The 20,968-nt window shown below is 69.1% G+C and carries 17 protein-coding genes; 14 read left to right on the forward strand and 3 right to left on the reverse strand.

Going from position 1 to position 20,968, the window contains the following annotated elements:
- Window positions 1–45: 45 nt before the first annotated feature.
- The 10 genes from V7Q48_RS15895 to V7Q48_RS15940 all read left to right on the forward strand — a co-directional run bounded on the left by V7Q48_RS15895 (window position 46) and on the right by V7Q48_RS15940 (window position 10,930).
- Window positions 46–1,356 carry an MFS transporter gene (locus V7Q48_RS15895; protein WP_333839627.1) on the forward strand — a complete coding sequence of 437 codons (1,311 nt, stop codon included), beginning with the start codon at window positions 46–48 and terminating at the stop codon, window positions 1,354–1,356.
- 9 nt (window positions 1,357–1,365) lie between these two features.
- On the forward strand, window positions 1,366–2,280 hold the full coding sequence (locus V7Q48_RS15900; protein WP_333839562.1) for an HpcH/HpaI aldolase/citrate lyase family protein: 915 nt from the start codon (window positions 1,366–1,368) through the stop codon (window positions 2,278–2,280).
- 62 nt (window positions 2,281–2,342) lie between these two features.
- The gene (locus tag V7Q48_RS15905; RefSeq protein WP_333839565.1) at window positions 2,343–3,800 is read left to right on the forward strand and encodes a hypothetical protein; all 1,458 of its coding nucleotides are present in this window, start codon (window positions 2,343–2,345) and stop codon (window positions 3,798–3,800) included.
- A 63-nt stretch (window positions 3,801–3,863) separates the two neighbouring features.
- A complete protein-coding gene (locus tag V7Q48_RS15910; protein ID WP_333839567.1) occupies window positions 3,864–4,799 on the forward strand; it encodes an alpha/beta hydrolase in 936 nt (311 codons plus the stop codon).
- A gap of 82 nt (window positions 4,800–4,881) precedes the next feature.
- Window positions 4,882–6,213, forward strand: a complete 1,332-nt coding sequence (locus tag V7Q48_RS15915; RefSeq protein WP_333839629.1) for a M48 family metalloprotease — start codon at window positions 4,882–4,884, stop codon at window positions 6,211–6,213.
- A gap of 4 nt (window positions 6,214–6,217) precedes the next feature.
- Window positions 6,218–7,045 carry a DsbA family protein gene (locus V7Q48_RS15920; RefSeq protein ID WP_333839570.1) on the forward strand — a complete coding sequence of 276 codons (828 nt, stop codon included), beginning with the start codon at window positions 6,218–6,220 and terminating at the stop codon, window positions 7,043–7,045.
- Entirely contained in the window at window positions 7,042–7,989 is a 948-nt protein-coding gene (locus V7Q48_RS15925) for a hypothetical protein (RefSeq protein WP_333839573.1), read from the forward strand. The genes V7Q48_RS15920 and V7Q48_RS15925 overlap by 4 nt, the downstream gene beginning before the upstream one ends.
- Window positions 7,990–8,403: 414 nt before the next feature.
- Window positions 8,404–9,585 carry a sensor histidine kinase gene (locus tag V7Q48_RS15930; protein ID WP_333839575.1) on the forward strand — a complete coding sequence of 394 codons (1,182 nt, stop codon included), beginning with the start codon at window positions 8,404–8,406 and terminating at the stop codon, window positions 9,583–9,585.
- 103 nt (window positions 9,586–9,688) lie between these two features.
- A complete protein-coding gene (locus V7Q48_RS15935) occupies window positions 9,689–10,486 on the forward strand; it encodes a LytR/AlgR family response regulator transcription factor (protein WP_333839577.1) in 798 nt (265 codons plus the stop codon).
- Window positions 10,487–10,564: 78 nt separating this feature from the next.
- Complete coding sequence (locus V7Q48_RS15940; RefSeq protein ID WP_333839581.1) at window positions 10,565–10,930, forward strand: hypothetical protein; 366 nt, start codon at window positions 10,565–10,567, stop codon at window positions 10,928–10,930.
- A gap of 45 nt (window positions 10,931–10,975) precedes the next feature.
- On the opposite strand, the gene V7Q48_RS15945 is transcribed toward V7Q48_RS15940, so the two are convergent.
- Both V7Q48_RS15945 and V7Q48_RS15950 read right to left on the reverse strand, forming a co-directional pair.
- Window positions 10,976–13,240 (reverse strand): NADP-dependent malic enzyme, encoded by a 2,265-nt coding sequence (locus V7Q48_RS15945; RefSeq protein ID WP_333839583.1) that lies wholly within the window; start codon window positions 13,238–13,240, stop codon window positions 10,976–10,978.
- A gap of 82 nt (window positions 13,241–13,322) precedes the next feature.
- Window positions 13,323–14,942: a hypothetical protein gene (locus V7Q48_RS15950; RefSeq protein WP_333839586.1), complete on the reverse strand. Its 1,620-nt coding sequence runs from the start codon at window positions 14,940–14,942 to the stop codon at window positions 13,323–13,325.
- A gap of 126 nt (window positions 14,943–15,068) precedes the next feature.
- On the opposite strand from V7Q48_RS15950, the gene mutS reads away from it, so the two are divergent.
- The 4 genes from mutS (at window position 15,069) to V7Q48_RS15970 (ending at window position 19,990) form a co-directional block, all read left to right on the forward strand.
- Window positions 15,069–17,666, forward strand: coding sequence for a DNA mismatch repair protein MutS (mutS, locus tag V7Q48_RS15955; protein WP_333839631.1), 2,598 nt, complete (start codon window positions 15,069–15,071; stop codon window positions 17,664–17,666).
- Between the two features lie 55 nt (window positions 17,667–17,721).
- Window positions 17,722–18,240, forward strand: coding sequence for a DUF2141 domain-containing protein (locus V7Q48_RS15960; protein WP_333839588.1), 519 nt, complete (start codon window positions 17,722–17,724; stop codon window positions 18,238–18,240).
- Window positions 18,241–18,280: 40 nt separating this feature from the next.
- The gene (locus tag V7Q48_RS15965) at window positions 18,281–19,249 is read left to right on the forward strand and encodes a 2-hydroxyacid dehydrogenase (protein ID WP_333839591.1); all 969 of its coding nucleotides are present in this window, start codon (window positions 18,281–18,283) and stop codon (window positions 19,247–19,249) included.
- 114 nt (window positions 19,250–19,363) lie between these two features.
- Complete coding sequence (locus tag V7Q48_RS15970; protein WP_333839593.1) at window positions 19,364–19,990, forward strand: class I SAM-dependent methyltransferase; 627 nt, start codon at window positions 19,364–19,366, stop codon at window positions 19,988–19,990.
- A gap of 39 nt (window positions 19,991–20,029) precedes the next feature.
- On the opposite strand, the gene V7Q48_RS15975 is transcribed toward V7Q48_RS15970, so the two are convergent.
- Window positions 20,030–20,851: a hypothetical protein gene (locus V7Q48_RS15975; protein ID WP_333839595.1), complete on the reverse strand. Its 822-nt coding sequence runs from the start codon at window positions 20,849–20,851 to the stop codon at window positions 20,030–20,032.
- Window positions 20,852–20,968: the final 117 nt, after the last annotated feature.

Here is a 20,968-nt window from a genome sequence, read left to right on the forward strand (position 1 = left end):
CCCCCGGCTTCCGCCCCCGATGCCGCCACCACTCCCGGCACGGGCCTGGCGCAGCCGCGGGCGGGCGGTGCCCTTGCCCCGTTCGGCTACCCCGCCTTCCGCGCGATCTGGACGGCCAACCTCGTCTCGAACCTGGGGTCGACGATCCAGGCCGCCGCCGCCGCCTGGCTCATGACCGAACTGACCCGCAGCCATGTGCTGATCGCGCTGGTCCAGGCCTCGTCCACCCTGCCGATCCTGCTGCTCGGGCTGTTCGCCGGCGCCATTGCCGACAATTTCGACCGGCGCCGCGTGATGATCGCGGCGCAGACCGCGATGCTGGTCGTCTCGGCGGTACTGGCGGTGATGGGCTATCGCGGCGCGCTCGGCCCCGTCTCGCTGCTGGTCCTGACGCTGATGGTCGGCATGGGCACCGCGATCAACCAGCCGGCATGGCAGGCCTCGGTGCGCCTGCAGGTGGGCAAGGCGGACCTGCCGCAGGCGATCGCGCTCAATGCGATGTCCAACAACCTGGCGCGCAGCGCGGGGCCGGCGCTTGGCGGGGTGATGATCTCGATCTGGAGTGTCAGCGTCGCCTTCGCCGCCAATGCGCTGAGCTATGTCGGCATGCTGGTGGTGCTGGCCCGCTGGCGCCCCGAGGCGCGGCGTCCCGATCGCCAGCCGATGCTGCAGTCGATCAAGGTCGGCCTCGCGTTCTGCGCGGGGTCGGTGCCGATCCGCAAGGTGCTGCTGCGCGGTGCGATGTATGGCTTCGGCGCCTCGGCGCTTACCGCGCTGATGCCCGCGGTGGCGCATGACACGCTCGCCGGTACCGAACTCGACTATGGCCTGATGCTTGGCTCGTTCGGCGTCGGCTCGATCGTCAATGCGCTGTGGGTATCCAAGGCCCGGCGCCGCTACGGTGCCGAGGCGGTGGTCTCGGGCGCGACCGTGGCGTTCATCGTCGCGCTCATGCTCATGGCCCGCTCCACCGCCCTGCCCGCCGCGCTCGTCGCCGGATTCGCCGGTGGCTCGGGCTGGGTCGCGGCGATGACCAGCCTCAACGTCGCGATGCAGTTGCGCTCGCCCGAGGCGATCCTCGGGCGCTGCCTGTCGCTGTATCAGGCGGTGACCTTCGGCAGCATGGCGATCGGCGCCTGGGTCTGGGGCGCACTGGCGGACCAGGGCGGCCTTGCCTTCGCGCTGCACATGGCGGCCGGCTGGCTCGGCCTCAGCCTGCTGATGCGCGTCGTCGCCCCGATGCCCCGGCGCGAGGAGGGCCGCGTCGACGTGGTGCAGGAGCCCGGCCAGTCGGTGAGCCAGTCTTCGAGCCCGGCATCGGCCACACCCACCACTCCCGAAACCGGCAAGGCTTGAGACCCGGCAATGGCATCTGACTCTCCCACCCCGCTGCGCTCGGTGCTGTACATGCCGGCCAGCAATGCGCGCGCTGTCGCCAAGGCGCGCGGCCTCGATTGCGACGCGGTCGTGCTCGACCTCGAGGACGCGGTCGCGCCGGCGATGAAGGCTTCGGCACGTGCCGCACTGGTGGCCGAGGCGCAGGCCGGTGGCTTCGGGCATCGTCGTCTGCTGGCGCGGATCAACGCCCTGGCGGATGGCGGCGAAGACGATCTGGCGGTGCTGGCCGCCGCCCCGCTCGACGCCGTGCTCGCCCCAAAGGTCGATGACGCCGCCGATGTTGCCGCCCTGTCCGCAGCGATGGATCGCCTCGGCTACGCGCCAAGGGTCGCGCTGTGGGTAATGATCGAGACGCCGCGCGCCGCGCTGGCGGTGGAGCGCATCGCCGACATGGCCGCCACGACCCGGCTGGCCGCGCTGGTGCTGGGCCTCAACGATCTCGCCAAGGATACCGGCATGGTCCAGGCGCCGGGCCGGGCTGCCTTCGTGCCGGTGCTGAGCGCCACGCTGCTGGCCGCACGCGCCAACGGGCTCGTCGCGCTCGACGGGGTCTGCAATGCCATCGACGACGGGACCCGTCTCGAAGAGGAATGCGCGCAGGCGCGGGCCTTCGGCTACGACGGCAAGACGCTGATCCACCCCAGCCAGCTGCCGGTGGCCAACCGCGCCTTTGCGCCGAGTGCGCAGGACTTGGCCGAGGCCGAGGCGATCGTCGCCGCATTCGCCGATCCGGCCCATGCCGACGCCGGGGCGCTGCGCGTCAACGGTCGCATGGCCGAGCGTCTGCATCGCGACATGGCGCTGCGGCTGATCGCGCAGGCCGCTGCCATCGCTGCCCGGTCCCCTGCGCCACCCCACGCGGAATCAGGTCCTTCGATTTAAAGGCTTCTTCACCATGTCGCGCCAAAACCGGGAGCCTGAACGGCAACCAGGGGTGCCATACGATGGACAGCGTGCGCGGATTTGAGGAGGACCGGGAGGTCATGCCGTTCTTCGGCATCGACCATGACGATCTCGACGATCCCGTGGACCTGTTGCCCCCGCTCGTGGGGTCGGACGAGCGCCGCATGCAGGTGCGTGCCTACAATTTCTGGGCCAGCATGCTCGGCCAGTCGCCGCTGCCGCTGGTCAATCCGCTGCTCGACGGCGCCTGGCCCGACTTTGCCGCCAATTCGGTACTGCTGCGTTTTGAGGACGGGCTGGACGATCCCGCGATCGCCTTCGTCGGCCAGGCGCTCATGGCCGATTGCGATGCGGACAAGCCGCTGCGCCGCCTCAGCGATGTGCCGGGCCGCTCGATCCTGTCGCGCATCACCGACCATTACATGCAGATCGTCGCCAATACCGCGCCGATCGGGTTCGAGGCCGAATTCGTCAACCAGCAGAACCGCACCATCCTCTACCGCGGGATCCTGCTGCCGTTTGCCTCCGACGGGCATACGCTCGACCATATCTATGGCGTCATCAACTGGAAGGAACTGGCGGACCAGGCAACGACCGACCAGCTCATGGCCGAGATCGGCGCCGTGCTGCACCGCGATGGTCCCGCCGTCCGGCGCCGACCGGCAGCGCCCGTTTCCACCATGCCTGCCCTGCCGATGCCCGCCTTCGCCGAAGAGACGACCACGGCCGCGCCGGAGCGCGAGAGCGAGCAATGGGGCAGCCTTGCGCAATCGCTGGGGCAATGGGCCGACGGTCCGGTTCGCGATCGCCAGGCAGACGGCGACGCGCTCGAACTGGGCACGGTCGCCGTCGAGATATTGCCCGCGCTCGATGGCGCCCCTGGCAATCCTTCAGAGCCGGAGCCCGAATCGCTGGCCGACTGGCTGGCTTCGGCCCGCACAATGGCCGCGCAGGCATCAGGCAGCGAGGACCGCACGCGCCAGGCGCTCTACGATGCGATCGGCCGGGCCTGGGACTTCGCCCTTGCCGCCGAGGCCGAGCCCGACGAGCTTGCCGCGCTGGTCAGCGCGGCCGGATTGACCATGCAGGCCCGCGCGCCGCTGATCCCGGTGGTCAAGCTCGTGTTCGGCGCCGGGTACGACAAGACGCGCCTGACGGAATACGCGACGGCGCTGGCCCATGCCCACCGGCTCGGCCTGTCGCGCGGTGAACTTGCGCCCTTCCTGTGCGCGACACCGGGCGGGCTCAAGGGCGTGGTCGCGGCCGAGCGCCGGCTGCGGCGCAATGACGAGGCCGGGTCACGCCACGATCCGCGCGCTGCGCTGGAATCTGCGCTGCGTACCCTGCCACCCTCGACGCTCGATGCCCTTCCCGCACAGGGGCCGGAGTTCGCGCTGGTGCTGGTGCGCCGCCTGCCCGGCGGGGACATTGCCGTGCTCGGCGAAGTCCACGACGACGAACCGCTGATCGAGCGCGCCGCACGGCGGCTGGTGTCCTGATCGCGACGGCCGGCCGACAACGCCGGCTTCGCAAGCCCTCGCACCGGTGCTAGGCCACCGGCGATGGTACTAAACCGATGGATGATGGCGCTGGGCGGCAGCGCCCTGGCGGGTCTTGCAGGCCATGCGCTCTATCGCCGCGCGCTTGCCCGCAATCCCGTGGCCGTGCTCGATGCCGCCGACCGGCTGCTGCATGGCGGCAAGACCGGGGTCGAGCATGTCGCCACCGCGCGCTTCGGCCCGGATCCGGCGCAGCGCCTCGAAGTCCACCGCCCTTCAGGCGCCGCGCCCGATGCCGCGCTGCCGATCGTCGTATTCATCCATGGCGGTGCGTGGGACAGCGGACGACCGCAGGACTACCGCTTCATCGCCCGCGCGCTGGCCCCTGCCGGCTACCTCGTGGTGCTCGCGGGCTATCGCCTGCTGCCCGAGGGACGCTGGCCGGTCATGCTGCAGGACGGCGCGCGCGCCATTCGCTGGGTTCACGAGCGCTGCGGCGCACTGGGCGGCGATCCGGCGCGGATCGTGCTGATGGGCCATTCCGCCGGGGCCTACAACGCGCTCGCGCTGACACTCGATGGCCGCTGGCTCGCGGCCGAAGGCCTTGCCGCGAATGCCCTTGCCGGCGCAATCGGCTTGGCGACACCGGCGGATTTCCTGCCCCTCGACGATCCCGCCTCGATCGCGACCTTCGGCCATTGCACCGACCTCGCGACGACCCAGCCGATCCACCATGCCCATGCCGGTGCGCCGCCGCTGCTGCTGCTGCACGGCGCCGATGATCCACGCGTGAAGCCGCGCAACAGTCTCGCACTCGCCGCCGCAATGACAAACGCGGGCCAGCCGACCACCGCACAAATCCTTGGCGGCATCGACCACGAACGGATCATCATGGCCTTCGCCCGGCCGTTCCGCCGCGAGACCCGGCCGCTCGCCGCGGTGCTCGCCTTCCTCGCGCGGGTAAGCGCTTCACCAGCCGTTCATTCCTGGCCGCGATAACCGTATCGTGCCCCGCTCCCGCCCGTTCCAGCGCCCCCGCTCGACGCTTCATCGTCGCGTCGCGACGGCCACCTCCGGCGCGATCGCCGCCGTGGCCGCGTTCGCCCTCGCCGTGCCCGCCGCCAGCGCCCAGGAAGTGCTGCGCGATGCCGAAACCGAGGCGCTGTTCCGCGACATGTCGGCGCCGATCATCAAGGCCGCCGGGCTCGATCCGCGCAACGTCGACATCATCCTGCTCAACGACGGGTCGATCAACGCCTTCGTCGCGGGCGGACAGGCGGTCTATGTCCATTCGGGCCTGATCGGCGCGGCCGACAACATCAACGAAGTGCAGGGCGTCGTCGCGCACGAATTGGGCCATATCACCGGCGGCCACGTCATCAGCACCGCCGGGTCCAAGCCCGCGACCGGGATCACTCTGCTCTCGCTGCTGCTCGGCGGACTGGCCGCGGCGGCAGGCTCGCCCGATGCCGGCATGGGCGTGTTCATGGCCGGCCAGCAGGCCGCTTTGGGCAGCTACCTGGCGTTCAGCCGCGCACAGGAAAGTTCGGCCGACGCCGCCGGCGCGCAATACCTCTCGAAGGCCGGGATCTCGGGCCGCGGTTCGCTCGATTTCTTCAAGAAGCTGCAGAACCAGGAGTTTCGCTACGGCTTTACCCGCAATAGCGACACCGAGTTTTATTCGACGCACCCGATGACCGCCGACCGCCTGACCACGCTGCAGGACACTTACGAGCACGACCCGGCGTGGAACACCCCGATCGATGCCGGCCTGCAAACCCGGTTCATGCGCGTGAAGGCCAAGCTCTACGGCTATCTGGCCGAGCCGCAGGCGACGCTCAACGCCTATCCCGACTACCTCCAGGATGCGCCCGCGCACTATGCCCGTGCCTATGCCTACCACAAGGAAGCGCTGATGGACAAAGCGCTGGCCGAAGTGGATGCGGTGCTGAAACAGGTGCCCGACGATCCCTATGCGCTGGAGCTGAAGGGCCAGGTCCTGCTCGAATCCGGGCAACCGGCCGCCGCGATCGCGCCCTTGCGCCGCGCCACGCAGTTGACCGGCAACAACCCGCTGATCGCCACGACCTTCGGCCACGCGCTACTGGCGACCGAGGACAAGGCCAACTTTGCCGAGGCCGAGCGCGTGCTCAAGGCCGCGGTGGCCAAGGACCGCGAAAATCCGTTTGCCTGGTATCAGCTGGGCGTGGTCTACGAGGCCGAGGGCGACACCGCCCGCGCGCGTCTCGCCAGTGCCGAACAGCAGCTGATGCAGATGCAGCTGCCCGAGGCGGTGCGCAGCGCGCAGGCGGCCGAAGATGCTTTGCCCAAGGGCACCCCGGACTGGCTGCGCGCGCAGGACATCCACATGTCCGCGCAGGCCATGCTGGAACGCAAACGAAAGAAGAAATGACCGCATGACCACTGCCGCCCCGTCTCGCCGCCCGCTTCTCATCCTCGCGGTGCTGGTGGCCCTGGTGGTCGCCGTGCTGGGCGGCTGGGTCTGGTCCAGCCGCAATCGCCCCGCCGCGGCGGACGCGGCACCGGCGATGAGTGAGGCGCAACTGGCGCGCACGCTGGCCGATGCGGGCATCGACCCCAGGCAGCGCGCGGCGTTCGAGGCGCTGGTCCGCCAGACCTTGCTCGACCATCCCGAGATCCTGAGCGAAACCGCCGAACGGCTCGAGGCGCGCGAGAGCGCCGGCCGCGTCACCCCCTTGCGTGGTGCGCTGGAAACACCGTTCCCCGGCGCGGTGCTGGGCAACCCGCAGGGCAAGGTCACGCTGGTCGAATTCACGGACTTCGCCTGTACCTATTGCCGCGGCAGCGTCGCCGACGTCGAGGCGCTGATCGCCGCCAATCCCGACTTGCGCGTCGTGGTGCGCGAACTGCCGATCATCGCGCCCGAGAGCGTACCGGCGGCGCGCATGGGCCTCGCGGCAGCGGCGCAGGGCAAGTACGCCGCCTTCCACAAGGCGATGTTCTCGGGCGAGCGCCCGAGCGAGGCGAGCATCGCGGCCGCGGCCGGCAAAGCCGGGCTCGACGGCACGGCGGCCACCGCCTTTGCCGCACGGCCCGAAACCGCGCAGGAGCTGAAGCGCAACCTCGAGCTGGCCCGCCAGCTCGGCGTCAACGGCACTCCGGCCTGGGTCGTGGGCGACCAGCTGCTGAGCGGCGCGGTCGGGCAGGAGCGGCTGCAGCAGGCCATCGCCGCGGCCCGAACCGCCGCCCGAACCGCCGCATGATCGCCCGCGCGCTGCTGGCCCTGGTGGCGGCAGCGGCGCTTCCGCAAGGGGCCACTGCGGCGCCCCCGCCTCTGCAACCGGCAGACGAAATCCAGCGCGGCGACCTCATCGTCCAGAGCCTCGGCTGGCGGCTGGCCCGCGCCAATGCCGGGTATTGCGCAAGGGTGGCGCCAGGCGTCGGCGTGATGATCCAGGATGCGCACACCTTCGCCGACCCGGCTGCCGCGCGGGCGGTTTATGGCCTGACCGGCGACATCGGCGTGGGCGCGATGGCGCAGGACGGCCCCGCCGCGCGCGCTGGCCTGCCGCTCAATGCCACGCTGCGCGCGGTGGACGATCTTGCGGTCGACAGCTTGCCCGTGCCCCGCCCCGGCCACTGGGACCGCCAGATCGCGCTGCAGAACGCGCTCGAGGCGGGCGTCGCGACGCATGGACGCATCCGCCTGACCCTCGCCGATGGCACGCATCAGACCATAACCGGCGAACCGGTGTGCCGCGTGCGCTTCCTGATGGACGACAGCGCGGGCAATGCCGGTGCCAACCGCGACATCGTGCGCATCGGTCGCCGCATGGCCGAAGTGGCGAACTGGGACGAGGCCGAGATCGCCGCGCTGATCGCGCACGAGATGGCGCATGCCGTGCTCGATCACCAGACCTGGCTGGCGCAGGGGGGCTCGGCGCGCAAGACCGAACGCGAGGCCGACCGGCTTTCCGTCTGGCTGCTGGCGAACGCCGGCTTCGACCCGGCCGCAGCGATCGCGTGGATGCGGCGCATCGGCCCGCGCTATCAGGTGCTCTTCCTCGCCTCCCCCACGCACGGGTCGTGGCAGCGCCGCGTGGCCGACATGGCGGCCGAGATCGAGGCGATGCGCGCGGCCGGCGGCAAGGACTGGCCCCGCCTGTTCCGGCGCGAGCCCGGGGCGCCCGCGATGCCGGCGCGGTGATTCAGGCGTCGGGGGCGGCGTGCTTCGACAAGCTCAGCACGAACGGAGGTTGGGGGAGTCTCAAGCCGGTCGATAGCTAGCACCATCCCCCACCCCCCGTTCGCCCTGAGCCTGTCGAAGGGCGCGAGCGCCCCCCTTGCCGCCATGCGCTTCGACAAGCTCAGCCCGAACGGAGGTTGGGGCAGTCGCAAGCTGGTCGATAGCTAGCACCATCCCCCACCCCCGTTCGCCCTGAGCCTGTCGAAGGGCGCGAGTGCCACCCATGCCGCCATGGGCTTCGACAAGTTCAGCCCCGACGGGACGGGACATGGGCCCACTCCTACCGCCCGCCACCTGACACCCGACCGACGCGCGCGCCATTTTACCGCCGTGGGGGGTGCATTCGCGCACGAGACCGCCTAGAACGGGGGTGACATGGCTATGCTGCCGCTGAGACCCACGCCGTTCTTCGGCAACAAGAACCGCGCCTTCTGGCGCCTCCAGTTCGCCGGCTGGGGCGGCGCCATGCTGTTGCGCGCGATGTCCAGCATCGCCAATGCCCAGCCGTGGTCGTTCCTGCTGATCGTGCTGATCGCCTCGGTTACCGGGTTTTCGATCTCGTCGATCCTGTCGGTGATCTACCGCGCGCTGATCAACCGCCGCCCGATCATCACCTGGGGTGCGACCGCCATCGTCCTGTCGATCGCGGTCGGGCTCTATGCCTTCATCGATGCCTGGGTCATCAGCCTCTATCGCCCCGGCAACGACGCTGGATTCGCGCAGCTGTTCCTTGGCGTGTTCTACATCGACCTCACGCTGCTGGGTGCCTGGTCCGCGCTCTATTACGCGATCAACTTCTACATCCAGGTCGAGGAACAGAACGACCAGCTGATCCGGCTCGAGGCGCAGGCCACCTCGGCGCAGCTGGCGATGCTGCGCTACCAGCTCAACCCGCACTTCCTGTTCAATACGCTGAACTCGATCTCGACGCTGGTGCTGCTCAAGCAGACCGAGCCGGCCAACGCCATGCTCAGCCGGTTGTCCTCGTTCCTGCGCTATACGCTGATCAACGAGCCGACCGGGCGCGTCACCGTGGCGCAGGAGATCGAGACGCTGAAGCTCTACCTCGACATCGAGCGGATGCGCTTCGAGGAACGCCTGCGCACCGAGTTCCGCATCGACGATGCCGCGCGCAATGCGCTGATGCCGTCGCTGCTGCTTCAGCCGCTGGTGGAGAACGCGATCAAGTACGCCGTCAGCCCGCTCGAGGACGGCGCGCAGATCATGATCGATGCGCAACTCGTCGGTTCCACGCTGCGGGTCACCGTGTCGGATACCGGGCCGGGCTTGCCAGCGGGCACCGATCCCACGACCCTGTTCGGCGTGCACAGCGAACCCGATCCTGCGCCCGCGGCGAAACCCGGCTACCCCGTCTCGACGGGCGTTGGCCTGCCCAACATCCGCGACCGCCTGCTCCAGGCCTATGGCAGCCAGCAGCGGTTCGAGGTGGGCAACCGCCCCGAAGGCGGCTTTGCCGTGTCGATCGAACTGCCGTTCGAGGCCAAGGTCGATCCCGCCATCGCGCGCGATGCCGCCCTGCGGCTGGCGCGCGCGTGAGGCACTTATCCGACCCGGTCCGGGAACTTCCGGGCCTTGTCGCAATTGTCACGCGGGGGCAGAAAAACCGCAACAGGGCAGACGCTCCAGACAAAGGTAGCAAATGACCATCCGTACGATCCTCGTCGACGACGAGAAACTCGCCATCCAGGGCCTCCAGCTGCGGCTTCAGGCCTTTCCCGATGTCGAGGTGATCGACACTTGCTCCAACGGGCGTGAAGCGATCCGCAAGATCAAGACCGAAAAGCCCGACCTCGTTTTCCTCGACATCCAGATGCCCGGCTTCGACGGCTTTTCCGTGGTCAAGGGCGTGATGGAGATCGACCCGCCGCTGTTCGTCTTCGTCACCGCCTATTCCGAGCATGCGCTCAAGGCGTTCGAGGCCAATGCCGTCGACTACCTGCTCAAGCCCGTCGAGGAAGACCGCCTGGCCGACGCGCTCGATCGCGCGCGCACCCGAATGGCCGAGAAGCGCGGGCTCGAGGAAGTCGAAAAGCTCAAGAACGTGCTGGCCGAAGTGGCACCCGATGCCATGCCCGAACTGGAAGACGACGGCGAAATGGCCGCCGGCCGCTTCGAGAAGCTCATCAACATCAAGGACCGCGGCCAGATCTTCCGCGTCGACGTCGACAGCATCGAGCGCATCGAGGCCGCCGGCGATTACATGTGCATCTATACCGGCGACAATTCGCTGATCCTGCGCGAGACGATGAAGGACCTCGAACGCCGGCTCGACCCGCGCGTGTTCCAGCGCGTCCATCGCAGCAAGATCGTCAACCTCGACCAGGTGCGCCAGGTGCGCCCCCATACCAACGGCGAATGCTTCCTCGTGCTCGAATCCGGCGCCGAAGTGAAGGTCAGCCGCAGCTATCGCGACGTCGTCGCCCGCTTCGTCCACTAAAACGTCGGCACTGGTGCCGGCGCCGCCGCGTGCTATCGTGAATATCGGTGATATTCACGATGGCCGGGGGCGGGCAGGATGGCGAAGAAGTCCAAGCAGGGCAGCAGCAAGACCGGCTTTGCCGGTGACGTGCGCGCAATGACCATCGCCATGCTCGAGGATGGCGATGTCACCCGCTTCGAAATGACCGTCGACAAAGCGCTGGGTCTGGCGCGGTTGCGCGTCGTGGGCGCCGACGGGCGCGTGACCACGCGCGAGTTGCTCGGTGCAGGGCTGGACCTGCCAGCCCTGCCCGCCAGCGGCGATGCCGCCGCCGATCGCACCGCACGCAACGCCGCGATCCTCGCCTGCCGCGCCAAGGGCCTGACCCAGGCGGAAACCGCGCGGCTGCTCAATGTCTCGCAACCCCTCGTCTCCAAGGTGCTGCGCGCCGCTAAAAATTGAAGGCCCGCCCCGCCATGCGCGGGAACGGGCCTTGGCCTTCTCGCGTCAGCCGGTGATGCCGGCTGCGGCCAGCACCGCCAGCGTCAGCAGGTCGGGCGCGTTGGCGGTCATCGGGGCGATCTGCACCGGCTTTTCCATGTTCAGCAGCATCGGCCCGATCATGGCGTTGCCGCCCAGCTCGCGCAGCAGCTTGGCCGAGATGTTGGCCGACTGCAGGCCGGGCATGATCAGCACGTTGGCTGGGCCCGAGAGGCGGCAGAACGGATAGGTCTGCATGATCTTGGGGTTGAGCGCGGCGTCGGGCGCCATCTCGCCCTCGTACTCGAAGCCGGGCTGGCGCTCGTCGAGGATCGCCACGGCATCACGCAGCGCATCGAGCCACTTGCCGTAGGGGTTGCCGAAGGTCGAGTACGACAGGAATGCGACGCGTGGTTCGTGACCCATGCGGCGGGCGACGGCGGCCGTCTCGATCGCGATGTCGGCCAGCTGCTCGGCATCGGGGCGCTCGTTGACGGTCGTGTCGGCCAGGAACACGGTCTGGTTCTTGCCGACCAGCAGGTGCACGCCGAACGGCAGGTGGCCCGGCTTGGGCTCCAGCACGCGGCGGATTTCCTTCATCGTCTGCGCGAAGGGGCGCGTGGTGCCGGTGATCATCGCATCGGCATGGCCCAGCGCCAGCAGCAGCGAGGCGAAGACGTTGCGGTCGTTGTTGACCATGCGGCGAACGTCGCGCTCCAGATACCCGCGGCGCTGCAGCTTGGGGTAGAGGTAGCCGACCATGTCCTCGACCAGCGGCGACACGTTCGAGTTGTGGATCTCGAAGCTCGAGGGGTTGGACACGCCCAGGTCCGACAGCTTGTCGAGCACGCCCTGCGTGCGGCCGACCAGCACCGGCGTGCCATAGCCGAAGTCGCGGAACTGGATCGCGGCGCGCAGCACCACTTCCTGCTCGGCCTCGGCGAAGACGACGCGCTTGGGTGCCTGCTTGACGCTGGCATAGACGTTGGTCAGCACCGAGGTCGTCGGGTTGAGACGCGCCTTGAGGCTTTCGCGATAGGCCTCGAAGTCCTCGATGTCCTTGCGTGCCACGCCCGATTCCATCGCCGCCTTGGCGACGGCGGACGAGACGCGCTCCATCAGCCGCGGATCGAACGGCGCGGGAATGATGTAGTCGAGGCCGAACTGGTGGTTCTTGCCATAGGCGGCGGCGACTTCCTCGGGCACCGGCTCGCGCGCCAGTTCCGCGATCGCCTGGGCGGCGGCGATCTTCATTTCCTCGTTGATCGCGGTCGCCTGCACGTCGAGCGCGCCGCGGAAGATGTAGGGGAAGCCGAGGACGTTGTTGACCTGGTTGGGGTAGTCCGAGCGGCCGGTGGCGATCACGCAGTCGGGGCGGACGGCCTTGGCGTCGTTCGGGTTGATCTCGGGATCGGGGTTGGCCATCGCGAAGATGATCGGCTGCGGCGCCATCTTGCGGACCCATTCGGGCTTGAGCGCATTGGCCGCCGACAGGCCGAGGAAGATGTCGGCGCCGTCGAGCGCCTCCTCGAGCGTGCGGGCCGGGGTATCGACCGCATGCGCGCTCTTCCACTGGTCCATGCTGTCGGTGCGCCCGCGCCAGATCGTGCCCGAACGGTCGCACATGATGACGTTGTCGTGGCGCACGCCCATCGCCTTGATCAGTTCGGTGCAGGCGATCGCGGCGGCGCCGGCGCCATTGACCACGACCCGGACGTCGGCCAGCGCGCGGCCGGTCAGGTGGCAGGCATTGACGAGGCCGGCGGCGGTGATGATCGCAGTGCCGTGCTGGTCATCGTGCATGACCGGGATCTTGAGGCGTTCGCGCAGCGCCTGCTCGATGATGAAGCACTCGGGCGCCTTGATGTCTTCAAGGTTGATCCCGCCGAAGCTGGGCTCCATCAGCGCGACGGCGTCGATGAAGGCCTGCGGGTCTTCGGTAGCCAGCTCGATGTCGATCGAGTCGACGTCGGCGAAGCGCTTGAACAGCACCGCCTTGCCTTCCATCACCGGCTTGGAGGCGAGCGCGCCGAGATTGCCCAGCCCCAGGATCGCGGTGCCGTTGGAGATCACTGCGACGAGGTTGCCCTTGGCGGTGTAGTCGTAGGCGGTTGCGGGATTTTCCGAGATCGCCAGCACCGGCACGGCGACACCGGGCGAGTAGGCGAGGCTGAGATCGCGCTGCGTCGCCATCGGCTTGGAGGCGATGATCTCGATCTTACCGGGGCGGATCGTGTTGTGGTAGAAAAGCGCCTCACGTTCGGTGAAACGGACGTTGCTTTCCTCGGACATTTACGAACTCCCGGCAGACGATGGTGTGATGGTCGCCCCTCGCACATTCCCCAGCGCGAGGAAAGAACCGTTGATCAGGTCGTCACAGCCCTTTGGGCTGCCACGTCGAGAAACCCAGCGGGCGCACGGCGAAGAGCAGGCTGCGCCCCTCCTGCCACACCAGCCGCAGGCGCGGATCGGGGCTGCGAGGCAGGCCGGTGCTGATCAGCCAGACATAATCGACCCGCTCGATCGGCGCGAAGCGCAGCGCGACGTCGATCGAGCGCAGGCGTCCGCCCTGGCACTTGCGCGACCAGACGAACTCCGACGGGTCTGCGGCGAAATTGCGCGCGGGGCGGAAGCGCGGCACGACCATGTGCAGGCCCGGCACCGCCCAGTTGTCGTTGACCCAGGCCTGGCGATAGACGCTGGCGAGGCTGGCGAGGTGATCGCGGCGCGCGTCGCGCCAGTCCTGCTCGATGCACGAATGCTCGACGAAGGTCAGCACGCGGCTGCCCGGCTCGATATGGTCGAGCGCCGAGAGCTGCTGGCGATAATCGTCGGCATAGTCGGCGAAGCTGGCCGCAGTGACCACGGTGCGCAGCCCCAGCAGCACGAGGCCGGTGATCGCCACCCACTGTGCGCGGCGCCCCTTGGCGCGGCTCCAGTCCTGCAGGCCGAGCAGCAGCATCATCGCCACCGGCAACAGGCGCACGTCGACGAAGGCGCTGCCGTTGATGTCGCTGGGAATGATGACGTAGAGGATGAGGACCAGAAGCCCCGGCAAGCCGCGCTGCCAGTTCCACCGCCCGCCCAGCCAGTAACCGCCGATCAGCAGGACGAACCCCGCGATCGTGGTCACGGCATCGAGCAGGAACGACTGGTCGCGCACCGTCGTGACGAGGAACACCGCCTTCTGGTCCCAGCGCCACATGTTGAAGGCGCGCGCCGGCTCGGGCGAGAACAGCTTCCACACGACGATGGTGATCACGGTCGCCAGCAGCGGCCAGCACAGCACGGTCATGCGCCGCGCAGCGGCCTTCCAGTCGTGCGTGCGCAGCACCGTCCGCCGGTTGGCCTTGCGCCACCAGCCGGCGGGCAGCAGGTCCATCTCGCGGCCCAGCGCGTTGGCGCCGACCATCACCGCCAGCAGCAATCCGCCGATGGCGTGGCACAGCATGGCGATGGGCTGGAGCAGCACCAGCAGGATCGCGCGTCGGCGCGGGTGATTCTCGAGCCGGATCGCCAGCGCGAAGGCGCAGAGCGAAAGCCCGGCACCCAGCACGTAATTGAGGAATCCCGTCAGCAGCGGGAAGGTGAAGAGGTACATCAGCGCCCAGGCCGCGCCATGCCCGCCCTGGCGGTTGGCCATGCGGATCGTGGCGAGGCAGCCGCCTGCAAACAGCGCGGTGGCGATGACCGTGCTCCACCACCCGGCCGCGAGGACGCCGAACTGCGCGCCCAGCACCTTCATCAGCACGTCGCCGCCGATGTTGAGCGTGAACACCCACTTCCAGCCGAGATACTTGACCAGCGGGCTGTTTGGCCCGGCCGCCTCGATCGCGGCGGCGCCCATATGCCCGGGCACGTCGATCAGCGGCGGCACGTCGACCAGCAGGAACGGCAGACACATCAGCAGCGTGCCGAGAACGACGCCGGGCCATGTCAGCCACGGCAGGCGACGATACCAGTCGAGAGACAACCGCTGGGCAGGGACGTTCATGGGCCTCTTTGCGATACGCGCCCGTGCGGCGGGCCGACCGGCATAAGTTTTGCGCAAGCCGGCTGTTCATATCCGGCGCACACGGTTTGAGAAACGGCGGCGCTTGGGCTAGCCACCTCAGCCGTGATGTCCCATGCCCCAACTCCGATGATGGCGCAATATCTCGCGCTCAAGGACCAGGCCGGCGATTGCCTGCTGTTCTACCGCATGGGCGATTTCTTCGAGCTGTTCTTCGACGATGCCCGCACCGCCGCCCAGGTGCTCGACATCGCGCTGACCAGCCGCGGCGAACATCAGGGCACGCCGATCCCGATGTGCGGCGTGCCGGTCCATTCGGCCGAGGGCTATCTCGCGCGCCTGATCCGCGCCGGCTGCCGCGTCGCTATCGCCGAGCAGGTCGAAAGCCCCGAGGAGGCCAAGAAGCGCGGCGGCTCCAAGGCGCTGGTGGCGCGCGACATCGTGCGCTTCGTCACCGCCGGGACGCTGACCGAGGAGGCCCTGCTCAACCCGCGCGAATCGAACGTGCTGGTGGCGGTCTGTCCGTTACGCGACCGCGTCGGCATCGCCGCCTGCGACATATCGACCGGCCGGGTCGAGCTGGAGGAATGCGCCGTGGACGGCCTGGGCGCCGCGCTCGCCCGGCTCGCCCCGCGCGAGACCGTGTGCCCCGAGGAGTGGCCCTCAGCCCCGCTCGAGGCCGTAGGCCGGCCGGCGCACGGCTTCGACAGCGCGGGCGGCGAGGCGCGGCTCAAGGAGATCCACGGCGTCGCGACGCTCGACGGGTTCGGCCAGTTCGGCCGCGCCATGCTCGCCGCCGCCGGGGGCCTCATCGCCTATCTCGATCATGTCGGCCGCGGGCGCCTGCCGCTGTTGCTGCCGCCCGTGGCGCGCGGCGGCGATGCACACATGGCGATGGACGAGGCGACGCGCGCCAGCCTCGAGGTGCTGGTCTCCTCGACCGGCACGCGCAAGGGCAGCCTTGCCGAAGCCGTCGATCGCTGTGTCACCGGCGCGGGCGCGCGCCTGCTGGCCGAAGACCTCTCGGCCCCGCTGCTCGACCTTTTCGCGATCCGCCAGCGGCTCGAACTGGTGCAGTGGCTGTGCGAGGACCCGCTGCTGCGCGGCGACTTGCGCGGCGTGCTGCGCGCCGTGCCCGACCTTGGCCGCGCGCTCGGCCGCGTGGTGGCGGGGCGCGGTTCGCCGCGCGATCTGGGCCAATTGCGCGACGGCCTTGCCGAGGCGCGCCGGCTGCACGACAGCCTGGCCGCGCGCGGCGCCCTCCCGGCCCTCGCGCAGGCACTGCTGCCCCGCCTCACCGGCCATGGCGCGCTGGTCGATCTCTACGCCCGCGCCTTGGTGCCCTCTCCGCCGACCGAGCGCGGCCAAGGCGGCTTCATCGCCGAGGGCTATGACGCCTCGCTCGATACCTTGCGCGCCGCGGCGGGCAATTCGCGCCGCGCCATCGCCGCGCTGGAGGCGAAGTACCGCGACGAGACCGGCGTCGCCGCGCTCAAGATCCGCCACAACGGCGTGCTCGGCTATTTCATCGAGGTGCCCGCGCGCCACGCCGACCGGCTGATGCAGCCCGATTCGGGCTTCACCCATCGCCAGACCATGGCGGGCGCGGTGCGCTTCAACGCGCTCGCGCTGCACGAGGAGGCCAGCCGCATCGCCGAGGCAGGCGGCCACGCGCTGGTGGCCGAGGAAGCCCACTTCGAGGATCTCATCGCCCGTGCGATCGACGCGCGCGAGGCCATTGCCGCCACCGCCGCCGCCCTCGCCCGGCTCGACGTCGGCGCCAGCCATGCCGAGCGCGCGGCCGAAGGCGGCTGGAGCCTGCCCCGCGTGGTCGACGAACCCGTGCTCGCGATCGCCGGCGGGCGCCATCCCGTGGTCGAGGCCGCGCTGGCCCGCGCCGGCGAACGCTTCGTCGCCAACGACTGCCGTCTGTCCGACGCCGATCGGCTGTGGCTGGTCGGTGGCCCCAACATGGGCGGCAAATCGACCTTCCTGCGCCAGAACGCGCTGATCGTGCTGCTGGCGCAGGCGGGTAGCTACGTTCCCGCCGAAGCCGCGACGGTCGGTCTGGTCGATCGACTGTTCAGCCGCGTCGGCGCCAGCGACAACCTCGCGCGCGGACGCTCGACCTTCATGGTCGAGATGGTCGAGACCGCCGCCATTCTCCAGCAGGCCGGGCCGCGCAGCTTCGTCATCCTCGACGAAGTCGGGCGCGGCACCTCGACTTACGACGGCCTCGCGCTCGCCTGGGCGGTGGCCGAGGCGGTGCACGAGACCAACCGCTGCCGCTGCCTGTTCGCCACGCACTATCACGAGATGCAGCGTCTGGCCGAAACCTGCCCCGCGCTCTCGCTCCATCACGTCCGCGCGCGCGAGTGGAAGGGTGACCTCGTCCTGCTGCACGAGCTGGCCGAGGGGCCGGCGGACAAGTCCTATGGCCTGGCGGTCGCCCGCCTCGCCGGGGTGCCCGATGCCGTGGTCAAGCGCGCACGCGCCGTGCTCGACAAGCTGGAAAAGGGCCGCGCCGCGACCGGGGGCCTTGCTGCAGGCCTCGGCGACTTGCCACTGTTCGCCGCCGCGATCGAGGCGGCCGAGGACAAGGTCGATGCCTTGCGCGAAAAGCTCAACGGGCTCGACATCGATTCGCTGTCGCCGCGCGCCGCACTCGATCTGCTCTACGAGTTGAAGCGCGAAGCCAACGCCTAGAGAACCTGCCCCAACACCACTTGCCAACACCCTTTGGCCTTGCCATCGACGGTGTGTGATCAATCTGAGCGAATCCCTGCGAAAAGTCCGCGTTGCGCTGGCCCCTGCCGCCACCGCATGCCTGGCACTGCTGATGCCAGCGCTGGCGCAGGCCCACGCGATCCATCTGCCGCCGCCGGGCTGCGCAGGTCCAGCGAGCGACACCTGGCTCAACATCACGATCGACAAGGTGCGTTCCGATCGCGGACCGATCGCGGTCACGGTCTATCCCGACGACGCGCGCAAGTTCCTGATCGACGGCGGGTCGCTCTACGTCGCGCGCGTGCCGGCGCATCCCGAGAAGACCAGGATGTGCCTGTTCCTGCCGCATCCCGGCGTCTACGCGCTTGCGGTCTATCACGACGAAGACAATTCGGGCGCGCTCAACCGCGTCGGTCCCATGGGCATTCCGGCCGAAGGCTTCGGCTTCTCGGGCAATCCCAACTCGATCGAGAGCCTGCTCGAATTCCGCTCGGTTCGCCTGGCGGTGCCGCGCACCAACCTGTCGACCCGCATCCGCCTCCGCTACCCGTAAGCCGGGTGCGCCGCGCGCGCGGGTGGGGTATGCCTCCGCCATGACCGACGATCCGCGCCCCAGCGTTCTGTGCACCGCGCCCTTCGCGCCCGACATCATGGCCCGGCTCGACGCCGCCTTCGCCGTGCAGCGGCTGGCCGACGGCCTGCCCCCGGACATCGCGGCCACGATCCGTGGGCTGGCGACCAATACCCTGCATGGACGACTCGGCGCAGACCTGATGGACCGCCTGCCGGCGCTCGAGGTCATCGCCAACTTCGGCGTCGGCTATGACAACATCGACGTCACCGCCGCCGCGGAGCGCGGGATCGTCGTGACCAACACGCCGGGCGTGCTCGACGAGGAAGTGGCCGACCTCGCCCTCGCGCTGCTGCTCGCCACGGTCCGCCGCCTGCCGCAGGCCGAACGCCATCTGCGCGAAGGCAAGTGGCCGCAGGGCGCCTTCCCGCTCTCGCCGACGCTACGCGGGCGACGGATCGGCATTCTGGGCCTCGGCGCGATCGGCAAGGCGATCGCGCGGCGGCTGGCAGGCTTCGACGTAGACCTCGCCTATAACGGGCGCCACCGCCAGCCCGGCGTCGACCTGGCCTACTATCCCACCGCCGAGGCGCTGGCCGCGGCGGTCGATGTGCTCGTCGTGGTCGTCCCCGGCGGCGCGGCCACCGCCGGCATGGTCGATGGCGCGGTGCTGAGCGCGCTCGGCCCGCAGGGCATCCTCGTCAACGTCGCGCGCGGCAGCGTCGTCGACGAGCCGGCGCTCGTTGCGGCGCTGCAGAGCGGTACGATTCTCGGCGCCGGCCTGGACGTCTTCGCGCACGAGCCACACGTGCCGCCGGCGCTGCTCGCGCTCGACAACGTGGTGCTGCTGCCGCACATCGGCTCGGCCTCGGTCGCGACGCGCAGCGCGATGGGGAACCTGATGGTCGACAACCTTGTTTCATGGTTTGCCGTCGGACATGCCCTGACCCCGGTTGCCGAAACCCCGCAGCCGTCGGTGAGGATCAGGTAACCGACGGTTCCAGAACGGTTCGTCGCACCATCCCGCCACCGGCGCGAACGCTTGCAATAGTGTCGCGGATTTGCAACGTGGCGGTTCACCAACGATAAGGGATGTCTGCCCATCATGAATTCCATCCAGACGGCCCGCCTCCCGCTGCATCAACGATTGCTGCGCAAGGCGGAGCGGGTGCTTGGCCCGGCAGGCATATTCTTCAAGGGCTTCGTCAAGCATCCGGTGATGGTGGGTGCGATCGTCCCGTCCTCGCGGCGCACGATCGAGCGCGTGCTCTCGAAGGTCGACTGGGAGGCGTGCGACCTCTTCGTCGAATATGGACCGGGCGTCGGCACGTTCTGCCGGCCGGTTCTCGACAAGATGCGCCGCGATGCCCGGCTGATCGTGATCGACACCAATCCGGATTTCATCCGCTATCTGTCGCGCACCATCGGCGACAGCCGCTTCGTCGCCGTGCACGGCTCGGCCTCCGAGGTCGAGGCGATCATCCGGGCGCACGGGTTCGAGCATGCCGACTACGTGCTGTCGGGCCTGCCGTTCACCACGTTGCCGGAAGGCGTCGGCCCCGCGATCATGGCCGCCACGCACCGCGTGCTGCGCCCCGGCGGTGCGTTCTTGGTCTATCAGTACACCGCCCGCGCGCGCGAGTTGATGGGGCGCTATTTCCCGCGCATCGACAAGGGCTACGAGCCGATCAACGTGCCGCCCTGCGTGATCTCGTGGGGCTGGAAGGACTGAACGGAAGGGCCAAGGCCCGTTGCGACCGCCGCGTTCCTGTCAGAGGAAGGGACGCGGCAGGTCCTTGGTCAGCTCGCCATGGATCGCGGCGAGCATGACGACGAACCAGGTGTAGCCCGAGGCATAGAGCACCGCCGAGAACGCCTCGGCGATCAGCCGCGCGGCCTGCGCATCCTTGCCCAGCACCAGCGTCGCCAACAGGCCGACCAGCATGGTCAGCAGGTTCGAGACGATCAGGAACGCGATCGCAGCTAGGCCGAGGAAGGCCATGATCCGCGCGGTGTTGCCCTTGGTGAGCGCAAGGCTGGCGCGGATCGCCATGATCGGGTTGCGCGTCTTGCCAACGCCCAGCACCGGCCCGACCATGATCGTGCGCAGCATCGGCCAGATCATCGCCGCCAGCCCGAACACCGCCGCGATCGGCGCCGGCACGCGCAGGGCCATCAGCACGCCGGCCACCACCACCAGCAATCCCACCGCGACGGCGCCCGTCAGCAGCTGCGCCCCGAGATAGGCCGGCACGCGCACCGCGCAGTTGCGCAGCGCCTCGCCCACTGTCGGGCGGGTGCGATCGAGGATGCCGACCAGCATGGTGATGAACCCGACCATCTGCAGCAGGGACAGCGGCAGGAGGTAGGGCAGGTTGCGCGTGTAGTAGGCCTCCAGCACTTGCGCGACCTGCTCCTGCGTCATGTCGGGCGTCGCGTCGATCGGCGGGATGAACACCGCCCAGACCAGCATCGGCAGCAGAAAGAACACGCCGGCGATCGCCAGCAGCACGTCGGAATTGGCCGAAACCAGCCGCTGCGTGGTCTTCCACGCGGCGCTGCTGTCGAACGGGGCAATAAGCGGTGCTGTCACGCAGGGTTCCTCGGGTCTTGAACGAAGCGCGCTCTAGCAAAGCCGCAGAGGCTGCGCACCCGGTTTAAGCCAGGCGGCCCTCGTCCCTCTTGCATCGTGGCCGTGGCAGGGCCAAGT

It is taken from the genome of Novosphingobium sp. (assembly GCF_036803765.1).
Classification (GTDB): Bacteria; Pseudomonadota; Alphaproteobacteria; order Sphingomonadales; family Sphingomonadaceae; genus Novosphingobium.

Excerpts from the sequence above, each read along its gene's own strand:
- V7Q48_RS15945 (WP_333839583.1), bottom strand. The coding sequence starts at position 13,240 with ATGTCCGAGGAAAGCAACGTCCGTTTCACCGAACGTGAGGCGCTTTTC.
- V7Q48_RS15910 (WP_333839567.1), top strand. The coding sequence starts at position 3,864 with ATGGTACTAAACCGATGGATGATGGCGCTGGGCGGCAGCGCCCTGGCG.
- V7Q48_RS15905 (WP_333839565.1), top strand. The coding sequence starts at position 2,343 with ATGGACAGCGTGCGCGGATTTGAGGAGGACCGGGAGGTCATGCCGTTC.
- V7Q48_RS15930 (WP_333839575.1), top strand. The coding sequence starts at position 8,404 with ATGGCTATGCTGCCGCTGAGACCCACGCCGTTCTTCGGCAACAAGAAC.
- V7Q48_RS15935 (WP_333839577.1), top strand. The coding sequence starts at position 9,689 with ATGACCATCCGTACGATCCTCGTCGACGACGAGAAACTCGCCATCCAG.
- V7Q48_RS15950 (WP_333839586.1), bottom strand. The coding sequence starts at position 14,942 with ATGAACGTCCCTGCCCAGCGGTTGTCTCTCGACTGGTATCGTCGCCTG.
- V7Q48_RS15970 (WP_333839593.1), top strand. The coding sequence starts at position 19,364 with ATGAATTCCATCCAGACGGCCCGCCTCCCGCTGCATCAACGATTGCTG.
- mutS (WP_333839631.1), top strand. The coding sequence starts at position 15,069 with ATGTCCCATGCCCCAACTCCGATGATGGCGCAATATCTCGCGCTCAAG.
- V7Q48_RS15925 (WP_333839573.1), top strand. The coding sequence starts at position 7,042 with ATGATCGCCCGCGCGCTGCTGGCCCTGGTGGCGGCAGCGGCGCTTCCG.
- V7Q48_RS15965 (WP_333839591.1), top strand. The coding sequence starts at position 18,281 with ATGACCGACGATCCGCGCCCCAGCGTTCTGTGCACCGCGCCCTTCGCG.
- V7Q48_RS15940 (WP_333839581.1), top strand. The coding sequence starts at position 10,565 with ATGGCGAAGAAGTCCAAGCAGGGCAGCAGCAAGACCGGCTTTGCCGGT.
- V7Q48_RS15920 (WP_333839570.1), top strand. The coding sequence starts at position 6,218 with ATGACCACTGCCGCCCCGTCTCGCCGCCCGCTTCTCATCCTCGCGGTG.
- V7Q48_RS15900 (WP_333839562.1), top strand. The coding sequence starts at position 1,366 with ATGGCATCTGACTCTCCCACCCCGCTGCGCTCGGTGCTGTACATGCCG.